Source organism: Amycolatopsis sp. SID8362 (genome assembly GCF_010550475.1).
GTDB classification, from domain to species: Bacteria; Actinomycetota; Actinomycetes; order Mycobacteriales; family Pseudonocardiaceae; genus Amycolatopsis; species Amycolatopsis eburnea.
The window spans coordinates 1-9,380 of record NZ_JAAGNB010000343.1 but is presented as its reverse complement, the minus strand read 5'-3'; the positions used below and the strand labels follow the sequence as shown (position 1 = coordinate 9,380).

8 protein-coding genes and 2 pseudogenes are annotated in these 9,380 nt (G+C 71.0%); 4 read left to right on the top strand and 6 right to left on the bottom strand.

Annotation, left to right across the window (positions count from 1 at the left end; genetic code table 11):
* Positions 1-136: 136 nt before the first annotated feature.
* Positions 137-988, top strand: a complete 852-nt coding sequence (locus G3I65_RS11355) for a class II fructose-bisphosphate aldolase (RefSeq protein ID WP_160696072.1) — start codon at positions 137-139, stop codon at positions 986-988.
* A 45-nt stretch (positions 989-1,033) separates the two neighbouring features.
* On the opposite strand, the gene G3I65_RS11350 is transcribed toward G3I65_RS11355, so the two are convergent.
* Positions 1,034-3,175: an RICIN domain-containing protein gene (locus G3I65_RS11350; RefSeq protein ID WP_309235398.1), complete on the bottom strand. Its 2,142-nt coding sequence runs from the start codon at positions 3,173-3,175 to the stop codon at positions 1,034-1,036.
* Positions 3,176-3,533: 358 nt separating this feature from the next.
* On the opposite strand from G3I65_RS11350, the gene G3I65_RS11345 reads away from it, so the two are divergent.
* From G3I65_RS11345 to G3I65_RS58240, 3 genes and pseudogenes are all read left to right on the top strand, one after another.
* Positions 3,534-4,400, top strand: coding sequence for a type IV toxin-antitoxin system AbiEi family antitoxin domain-containing protein (locus tag G3I65_RS11345; RefSeq protein WP_160696070.1), 867 nt, complete (start codon positions 3,534-3,536; stop codon positions 4,398-4,400).
* Positions 4,397-4,753, top strand: a pseudogene (locus G3I65_RS59045) (nucleotidyl transferase AbiEii/AbiGii toxin family protein); the annotation flags it as partial. The gene G3I65_RS11345 and the pseudogene G3I65_RS59045, both read left to right, overlap by 4 nt.
* A gap of 103 nt (positions 4,754-4,856) precedes the next feature.
* On the top strand, positions 4,857-5,261 hold the full coding sequence (locus G3I65_RS58240; RefSeq protein ID WP_160696069.1) for a nucleotidyl transferase AbiEii/AbiGii toxin family protein: 405 nt from the start codon (positions 4,857-4,859) through the stop codon (positions 5,259-5,261).
* A 6-nt stretch (positions 5,262-5,267) separates the two neighbouring features.
* Here G3I65_RS58240 and G3I65_RS11330 read toward each other — a convergent pair whose 3' ends face one another.
* The 5 genes and pseudogenes from G3I65_RS11330 to G3I65_RS11310 all read right to left on the bottom strand — a co-directional run.
* Positions 5,268-6,161 carry a TIGR03619 family F420-dependent LLM class oxidoreductase gene (locus G3I65_RS11330; RefSeq protein WP_160696068.1) on the bottom strand — a complete coding sequence of 298 codons (894 nt, stop codon included), beginning with the start codon at positions 6,159-6,161 and terminating at the stop codon, positions 5,268-5,270.
* Between the two features lie 188 nt (positions 6,162-6,349).
* Positions 6,350-6,727, bottom strand: a complete 378-nt coding sequence (locus G3I65_RS11325) for a hypothetical protein (RefSeq protein WP_160696067.1) — start codon at positions 6,725-6,727, stop codon at positions 6,350-6,352.
* Between the two features lie 22 nt (positions 6,728-6,749).
* Positions 6,750-7,901, bottom strand: coding sequence for an MFS transporter (locus tag G3I65_RS11320; RefSeq protein ID WP_160696066.1), 1,152 nt, complete (start codon positions 7,899-7,901; stop codon positions 6,750-6,752).
* Positions 7,894-9,168, bottom strand: a complete 1,275-nt coding sequence (locus G3I65_RS11315) for a galactosyltransferase-related protein (RefSeq protein WP_160696065.1) — start codon at positions 9,166-9,168, stop codon at positions 7,894-7,896. The genes G3I65_RS11320 and G3I65_RS11315 overlap by 8 nt, the downstream gene beginning before the upstream one ends.
* Positions 9,169-9,178: 10 nt before the next feature.
* A pseudogene (locus G3I65_RS11310) lies at positions 9,179-9,380 on the bottom strand (glycosyl transferase); the annotation flags it as partial.

Genomic DNA, 9,380 nt, shown 5'->3' with positions numbered 1-9,380 from the left:
CGTGGCCGGAGATCCTGCGGCGAGCCGTCGCGCTGTCCGGCGCGGCGGTGCTCGGGCCGCTGGCCGGCGACGTCGACCTCGCGCATTACCACCGGGAGCTGGCCGCCGTGCGCGTCCGGCCGGAACAGGAGTCCTGATGCCTCTCGTCAGCACCGGGGAGATCGTCGCGGAAGCCGCGGCGGCCCGGCGCGGTTGCGGTGCCTTCAACGCGATCCAGCTCGAACACCTCACCGCGATCGTCGAAGGCGCGGCGCTGGCCAGGTCGCCGGTGATCGTGCAGCTCAGCCAGAACGCCGTGCGCTACCACGGCGCGCTGGCCCCGATCGGCGGCGCGGCGCTCGCGACGGCCCAGGCGGCCGAGGCGCGCGTCGCCGTCCACTTGGACCACGCCGAATCCCGCGACCTCGTGCGGGAAGCCGTCGGGCTCGGGTTCGGCTCGGTCATGTTCGACGCGTCCAAACTGGACTACGCCGACAACGTGCGCGAGACGCGGGAAGTCGTCGCGTTCTGCCACGACCACGGTGTCTGGGTGGAAGCCGAGCTCGGCGAAGTCGGCGGCAAGGACGGCGTGCACGCCCCGGGCGCCCGCACCGACCCGGACGAGGCGGCGGAGTTCGCCGCGGCGACCGGCGTCGACGCGCTCGCCGTCGCCGTCGGCAGCTCGCACGCGATGCTCACCCGGGACGCGGAGCTGGACTTCGGCCTGATCGCCCGGCTGCGCTCGCGAGTCCCGGTGCCGCTGGTGCTGCACGGCTCGTCCGGCGTGTCCGACGAAGGCCTGGCCGAAGCGGTCCGTGCGGGGATGACGAAGGTGAACATCGCCACGCAGCTCAACAAGGTCTTCACCGCGGCGGCCGCGGGCGACTGGCGCACGCACCCCGAGCGCGTGGACCCGCGCCGTTACCTGGGCGCGGGCCGCGACGCGGTGACGGCCGAGGTACGCCGCCTCCTCGGCGTCCTCGCCACTCCCAGCGCCGCCCGGTCGTGAGTGTTTAGTCGGGTTCTAACCCGACTAAACACTCACGACCGTTGCTCAGCCGATGGACCAGTGCTGGAGCGCGGCACCGGAAGCGGCTTGCTGGGTGACCGCGGCACCGTCCGAAGTGGACGCGGTGGTCAGCAGCAGGCCACTGTGGACGGATGCGAACGCGTAGCTCCCGTCCGCTTGCCGGGCGGCCTTCCAGTGCTGGTTGGCCCCGCCCGTGCAGGTCCACTGGATGATCGCCGCGCCGGCCGCGGTGGCACCGCCGTCGACGTCCGCGCACAGGCCGGATTCGACGTTGCGCAGTTCGTAGGAGCCGTCCGGCTGCGCGGTGAACGTCCAGCTCTGGTTGGCGCCGCCGTTCGCGGTCCACGTGACCAGCCGCGTGCCCTTCACGGTGCTGTGGCTGGGCACGTCGAGCGCCTTGCCGCCGATGGCGAGGGTGTGCGTGCCGGTCAGGACGGGCGCGGTACCCACCGCCGTGACGGTCAGCGTCTGCTGCGCCGCGGTGCGGCCGCCGCCGACCGCGCTGCCGGTGGTGTCGCTCCAGTGGCGCACCGGCGTGGTCTCGGCCGGGTGGGCCGCGGACATCCCCAGCACCAGGCCGCTGTAGCGGTTGACGAGGCGGTACGTCCCCGAAGCACCGGGGATGACGAACCACTGCTGGCCCACCCCGGAACCGGACGTCACCGTCGGCACGGTCCCCCACGCTCGCGTCGCCGACGACGTGGACGCGACCCCGAGCAGCCCGCCGCTCGCGGCGTTGGCGATGCGGTAGGAACCGTCGCCGTTGCCGGTGAACGACCACGCCTGCGCGGCCGAGCCGTCGCCGGCCGCGACCGACGTCGTCGCGGAACCGCTCTGGGCGAGCACCCGGCCGTCCCCGGAGGCGATCCGGTAGGTCTTGGCCGGGTCGAACGGCACCGCCGCGCGGGCCGGGTTGTCGATCGAGACGTTGATGTACTCCCCGGACGCACCGCCGGAGCAGCCGAACGAGCAGTACGCGCGGAAGTTCTTGCCCACGATCGCCGAGCCGGTCTTGTTCACGCCGTCGACGAACCACCGGTACCACGACGCCGTGTGGTAGCCGCCGGTGCCGCCGATCGGGTACCACTTCTGCGTGGCCAGGTCGTCGGTCGCGTAGTACTGCTGCGGCGCGTTCCCGCTCTGGTCGACCGCCTGCGGCTCGCCGATGTAGAGGCCGAGGTGGGCGTTGTAGGTGATGTCCATGACGAACAGCGGTGACGTCGCGGGCATCTTGCCGGCCGCGATCTGCTGGTCGGCCGTGCCGGTGTTCGCGGGGCTGTACTCGTTCGCCGTCGGCGTGTAGCCGGTGGCGCTGTCCGGCCCGACCGGCACCTGGTTGCTTTCCTTGCCGCCGACGCCGGGTTCGGTCCAAGCCCCGCCGTACCACTTGCGCCACGACCCCGGCGCCATCTTGGCCGAGATCGGCGCCCGCGCGGCGTGCGCGTAGAAGGCCTTCCAGCCGCCGTTCTTGTCGACCACACGCGAGCCGTAGAAGACGTAGAAGTAGCCGGACGCGGTGTCGACGTAGAGCCGCTGGTCGCCGTCGCCGTAGTAGTAGGTCTGGTTCGGGAAGGCGGCGGTGTCGCCGCGTTTCGTGCTGTACGGCGAGGTGAGCACGTGCGCCTTGATCTGCCAGGTCTTGCCCTGGTCGGTGGAGACGGCGTAGTCGATGGCGTCGTAGTGCAGGCCGTCGCCGAAGGGCTGCGGGGTGAATTCGTTGTGCACCAAGCCGTACCAGTCGCCGGTGTCCGGGTCGACCCAGGTGCCGACGAGGTCGCAGAAGTTCTTCTGCGAGTAGCTCGACCCGGACGGCGGGCTGGTCGCCTCGACGCCGGTCGGGCTGGTGTTGCACCGCTTCCTCGTGTCGTTGTTGCGGTCTTCGGGGTCCGCGGGGTTGACGGCGTCGCTGATGGCGTTCTTGCCGAAGCTGTCGAAGTCCCGGCCGCTGTAGAACTCCCACTCGCGCGGCTGCGTGGCCCCGTAGAGCGCGGCGGACTGCTGGAAGTAGAAGGTGCCGTCCTTGTCGAGGTACGGGCCGGCGGGCGAGTCGGTCGGGTGCGACCACGCGCCCTTCGACTGCACCGAAACGGTGTAACCACTGGCGGGCGGCGCGGCTTCGGCGGGCACGGCGGTGCCGGCGAGCACGGCGACGACGGCCGCCAGCACGACGGCGCGTCTACGGCGTGAACCTGATGACGAGGCAGGGTGCATCGCGAACTCCTCGATCTCGACGGGGGTGGACTCGCCGGGCGCCGGGTGTTCGCAGTGTGCAGGATGTTGTTTGAAGTTGCAAGATACGGTCGGAGTTCGTTCAGGAACGCGCACGGCTCGTTGTCGGCCAACTCAGCCAGTTCCGTCAAACATTGCAGCAGGTCACAGCAAAACTTACGTCCTGGGTGCAACAAACGCCGGTCATGAGGTTAAGTCGCTTGCATACCAGTCAACGTCAAAACTTGCAACGATGCACGACATTTATTGCGCCCAGTTGGTAAGTTCCATCGGATAGTGACGTAAGCTTTGACGTATGGAGATGGACCAGGCCTTCGAGCTGCTCGGCACGTTCACGTCCGAGCAGTGGGGCATGGTCACGACCCGGCAGGCCAAGAAGCTGGGTGTGGACGACGTGACCTTGCACCGGCTGACCAGCGCCCGGTTTCTCGAGCGCGTTCGTCGCGGTGTCTACGCCGCGACCAGCGCTTCCGCCGATGCCGCCCGTGAAGAGCAGGCTGTATGGCTGGCCTTGAACCCGACCGTACCCAGTTGGGAGCGACCCGCGATCGACCCGGACGGCGGGGTCGTCTCGCACCAGTCCGCCGCACGCCTGCACGGACTCGGCGAACTGCTCAACAGCCGGCTCACCTTCACCGTGCCCAAGCGTCGGGACGTCCGTGATCCCGACGTGTGGACCAAGAAGGCGGTGTTGGCCGACAGCGACGTCGTCGTGCTCGACGGCCTGCCGGTCACCACCGTGCTGCGCACCGTCTGCGACCTGCTCGACCAGCACATCGACGGCAGCCACATCGCCACGATCATCCGCGAGGGCGTCGAAGCCGGGAAACTGCAGCTCGACCAGCTCGCCGAGGGTATTGCCCCCTACGCACGTCGTTACGGCGCCCGGCCACACGACGGGGAACACCTCCTGGAAAACCTGCTGTCCCAGATCGGGCTCTCGATCTCCGACTTGGCGGTGCGCCGCCTCCCGCCGGGCGCAGCCGCGGGGCTACCGAGGACCAGGTTCCTGCGAGACGCGCTGAGCGCGGCCGGGATCGACGACCCGGCGGTGACCGATGCACTCGTCGCGTTTCAAGCTGCGTCGTCGCTGGGCCGCCGCCGGGATGCACTGGCGGCGCTGAACCAAGTGATCGCGCCTGCCGAGGAGGCCGAGTCATGACACCGAAGCCGCCGCCGCGCTCGCCCAGGGGCTATGCGCAACAAGTTCGTGGGCTGGCCGCAAAGGAAGCCCTGCTCTCCGGGGTGTCCGTCGCCGAGCTCGTCGAGCGGCACTATCACCGGCGCCTGCTGGCCCGCGTCTTCACCGCGCAGGGCGACGACTGGGTCCTCAAAGGAGGTCAGTCGTTGCTTGTCCGGTGGCCGAACAGCCGGCACTCCACCGACATCGACCTGATCAGCCACCGAACCACCGTCGAGGCGGCCGTCGAAAGCCTCATCACCGCGGCCTCCTTCGACCTCGGCGACCCCCACGACCCCCTGGTCTACGTCCACACCAGGACCGCCGAGATCCAGGACATGGACCGGCCGACACGCAAGATCCACTTCGAAGCCAGAATCGGGCTCCAGCGGATGGCCGGCCTTCGCCAGCGACTGCACCACCTGGCCCGAAGTCCGGATGTACCCACTCGAGGACGTCGTCAGCGACAAGATCTGCGCCCTGTACACCGGATACGGCGCAGGCGGCGTCGGCACCTCCACCCGATACAAGGACTTGGTGGACCTCATCCTCATCGCCGTGAAGAGCACGCTACCCGGCGAGTTCACGCACCGGATCGTTCACCTCGAAGCCGAACGACGTCGAACCACGGGAACGCCCGTGCGGTTCCCGGACCGGTTCGCCGCGCCCGGGGAGGACTGGACCGGCGGGTACGCCGGCGCCGCCCGCGGTGTCGGCGCCTTGCCCAGCGACCTGAGGACACTCGACGGCGCGTTCGCGCTCGCCGATGCGTTCATCACGCCGCTGGTGCAGCCGGCTCCCCCGCCGGGGCTGTGGTACCCCAGCGAGCGAACCTGGCGCTAGCTTCGCTCAGCCCTGGGCGGTGAGCTCCAGCAGGCGACCGGTGAGGTCGATGTGCTCCTCGACGCTGCTGGTCAGGTACGTGAGGTCGACGAAGACCTCGTCCGGCTCCAGCGTCGAAACGATCTTGACGACGGACTCGGCGATGAGTTCCGGCTTGGCCTCCGGGGCGGCGTTCACCCGCAGCGCGACACCCAGCGCCCGCGGGTCGCGGCCCGCCTGCTCGGCGCCGGCGCGGAGCTTGGCGAGGGTGTCGGTCAGGACGTTCGCCGGGAACTGCTCGGGGACCGACCAGACCGGCAGCCACCCGTCGGCCCGCTCGGCGACGCGGCGCAGCGCCTTCTCTCCGAACCCGGCCAGGTGCACCGGCGGCTTCCGGACCGGCTTGAGGTCGACGTGGGTTTCGGCGATCGTGTAGCCGATCCCGGTGTGGGACACCAGGTCCTGGGTCCACCACTTGCCGAGCAGGTCGAGCAGGTCGTCCAGCCGCTTGCCGCGTTCGGCCATCGGGATCCCGACGGCGTCGTACTCGTCCGGCGACCAGCCGATGCCCAGCCCGGGCAGCAGGCGCCCGTTGCTGGCGACGTCGATGCTGGTCAGCAGCCGCGCGAAGTTCGCGGGCTGGTACTGCGTGGCGTTGATGGTGCTGGACCCGAGAATCGCGTTCTCGGTCACCGCCGCGGCGATCGCGAGCGCGGTGAACGGGTCCTGCGCGGTGTGGAATTCCTCGGGCATGGTGTCGTAACCGGGGTAGGCCACGACCGGCGCGACGGGCGACAGCAGCCGGTCGCCGACCCAGAGGCTGGCCGCCCCCGCCTGCTCGGCCGCCTTCGCGTACCGCGCGATCCCACCCGGTGTGGCCGCCGCCTTGCCGAAGACCGGAAGGCTGAAACCAAGACGCATCGATGCTCCCCTGAAGTGCCGACGGACCGTGTTGGCCCTGCTGCCACTAGTACTCGCATCTGGTTGCGTGTTCAAGCAGTTCCCCGGGATCCTGGGCAGGGCTCCGGCAAAGTCGCGGCGGTTTGCCCGGCGGCGGCTTGGTCGACGTCGTGAATGACTCATTCATGTCGTCGGACGACATGAATGAGTCATTCACGACACTGCTGGGCCGCCCGGCGCCACTCGCCACGGCCGGCGCCCTGGGATCCTGGAGGTCGGCGGAGCCGGGCGATCCCGCCGGCGTACGGAAGCTCGTCTTCGAAGTCGCAGGACGCCACGGCTTCGTAACCGTGGCGCCACAGGATTTCGAGGACCCGGGTGACCAGCCGGACGACGGTGGCCGGGTCCTCGTCGCCGGGTTCGGCCTCGACCAGGACCGGCCACCGCACGAAGTCGTCCCCGGACCGCTCCAGTGGCAGGCGATCGTCGTTGCGGAGGACGTCGAGCGAGGATTCGGCCGGCAGGACCCGGCGGACGACGTCGACCGAGTCCGCACGGACGTAGATCTTGCAGAACTCGTAAGACAATTCGGCACCTCGCTGGACGACCTTATCCCTCCCGCCCCGCCACCGTCGCCAAAGCCGCGATCACCGCCAGCGGCACCACCAGCAACGCCAGCGCCGCACTGATCCCCCAAGTCTGCGCCAGCCACCCGAACAACGCCGGCCCCGCCAGCACGCCCGCCTGGTGCAACGTCGAATACCGCGCGATCGCCAGGCTCGTGTTCCCGCCAGCCCCATGCCCCACCGCTCCCGAAATGACCGGGATCACCACCGCCAAACCACATCCCTGCACCGCGAAGCCCGCCAACCCGACCCACGGATCCGGGGACAGCACCGCGACCAGCACCCCGGCCACCGTCGCCGCCATGCTCCAGCGCAGCGATGCCACCGGGCCGAGGGTGCGGTGGGCCCGGTCGCCGAACACTCGGGTTGCCGTCTGGGCCAGCACGAACACGAAGTACCCCAGCGAAGCCACCTCGACGGCCGCGCCTCGCTGCTCGCGGAGGAACACGCCGGACCAGCTCGAGATCGCGCCTTCGCACAACGCCGCCGCCGCGCCGAGGGCGCCCAGTACCAGGACCGCGCGGGTCCAGCCGGACAGCAGGCCCACCGGTTTCCGCGGGCCCGGACGCGCGGTCAGCGCGTGGCGCCCGGCCGCCAGCGCCAGCGCGCACAGGACCACCGCGATCAGGAAGAAGTGCGTGCTCAGCGACAATCCCGCCCGGATCGCGCCCAGCGAACCGAGCGAGCCGGCCAGGGCGCCGGCGCCCCACACCGCGTGGAGGCTGCTCAGGAACGGGCGGCCACCCGCCCGCTCCAGCTCGACGCCCTGCGCGTTCATCGCCACGTCGAGCAGGCCCGCCAGCAGGCCCCACCCCAGCATCGCGGCCGCCGCGGCGACCGGGCCCGACGTCGCCGTCACCAGGACCGGGCACCACGGGAGGATCGCCGCCGTCCAGCGGAGGACCGTGCGGGTGTCCAGGCGCGCGGACAGGTGACCCGCCACCTGCATCGCGAGCAGCACGCCGATCGTCTGGCACAGCAGCACCGCGCCGAGTTCGGCGAAGTCCAGGCCCAGCGCCGTGCGCAGCTCCGGCACGCGCGTGAACCACGTGCCCAGCAGCACGCCCACGACGAAGAACACCGTGGCGACGGCGGTCCGGGGCCGGCGCAGCGGCGGGACGACGGTGCTAGTCATCGGTTCCGGTGACGCGCTCGAGGTCGCCGTAGCCCTGCTCGCCGTTCCACGTGCCGACCGGGACGTGCGCGTTGAACGGCGCGCCGTCCTCGCGCCGCATCGCCGGGCGCCGGTGCGCCAAGTGGACGAACACGTCGTCGAACTGGACCGCCGTGCCCGCGGTGGCGACGCGGTACAGCATGTCCTCGTCCTCGCCGCCCCAGCCGCGGTAGCGCTCGTCGAGCCCGCCGACTTCGGCGAACAGCTCCGGGGTGAGCCACAGGCACGCGCCCGGCACGTCGCGCAGGAGCAGCCCGCGCGCCCCGGCGAGCGGGACCTCGGGCGCGCGCCCGCCGCACCGCTCTTCGATCAGGCGGTCGCTCGACTGCGCGTCGAGCGACAGCATTTCGGTGTGCGGCAGGTGCGCGTCGTGGCCGTGCTCGGCGAAGCGCGCGTGGTTGCGCCGCAGGAAGTCGCGGTCGACCAGGATGTCGGCGTCGAGCAGGCACAGCGTGCGGGCGGCGCCGAGGGTGTGGCGGACGCCGGCGTTGACCGTCCACGACTTGTTGAACAGGCCGTGCCCGGTGACGTGGAGGTAGTGGTCGGCCAGCGGCTCGATCCGGTCGCGCCACCGCGGTTTCTCGTCGAACTCCACCACGGTCACCCGGTAGTCCGACGCCGGCATCGTCTGGTCGCGCAACGCGAGCAGGCACGCCATCAGGTTCCGGATCCGGCCCGCGCCGTCGCGGTCGGAGATCGGGACGACGACGAGCACCTCGTCGCCGCGGCCGTCCGGGCGGCCCGGCGCCCCGGCGGCGAGCCCGGTCAGCCGCTCGACGTCGGCGGTCCGCGCGTCGAGCGCGTAGTCCGGGCCGCGGAAGTAGTTGATGTAGACGTTGTCGTCGGCGACGTCGGCGCGGGCGGCCAGTTCTTCCGCCAGCGTCGGGTCTTCCGCGAACAGGTCCGCCACCCGCACGGCCAGCGCGCGCTCGGCGTCGGCGTCCGTCGGGTGCGCGACCAGCCGCCGGTAGGCGAGGTCGCCGCCCAGCCGGGCGCCGATCGGATCGGCCACCGCGCGGTAGAAGCGTTCGCTGTGCATCCAGTAGTCGGCGGCCACGTCGGGCACCGCCGGGTCGAGCGTCAGGACGACGTAGCTCGTCACGCGCGTCGCGAGGTCGCCGGTGGCCGGTTCGGCCCGGCGGTAGGGCGAGACGGCCGCGAACGTGCCGTCGCGGCCCGAGCGCGTCGGCCGGATCCGCATCGGGTTCGCCGCCCGCAGCTCGCACATCGGGCTGCAGTCACAGGGGTGTGGTTGCACGGGGAAGCCGCCCTTCCGGACCTGAGGTGTGGCGGACGAGGGCCGGGACCAGCTCCGGCCAGTCCACTTCGGACAGTTCGTGGCCGGCCCGCTCGAGAATCCGCAGGGCCGCGCCGGGGATCGCCGCCGCCAGCGCGTGCGCGTGGGCGACGGGGTGGATCGGGTCGTCGGCGCCGTGGACC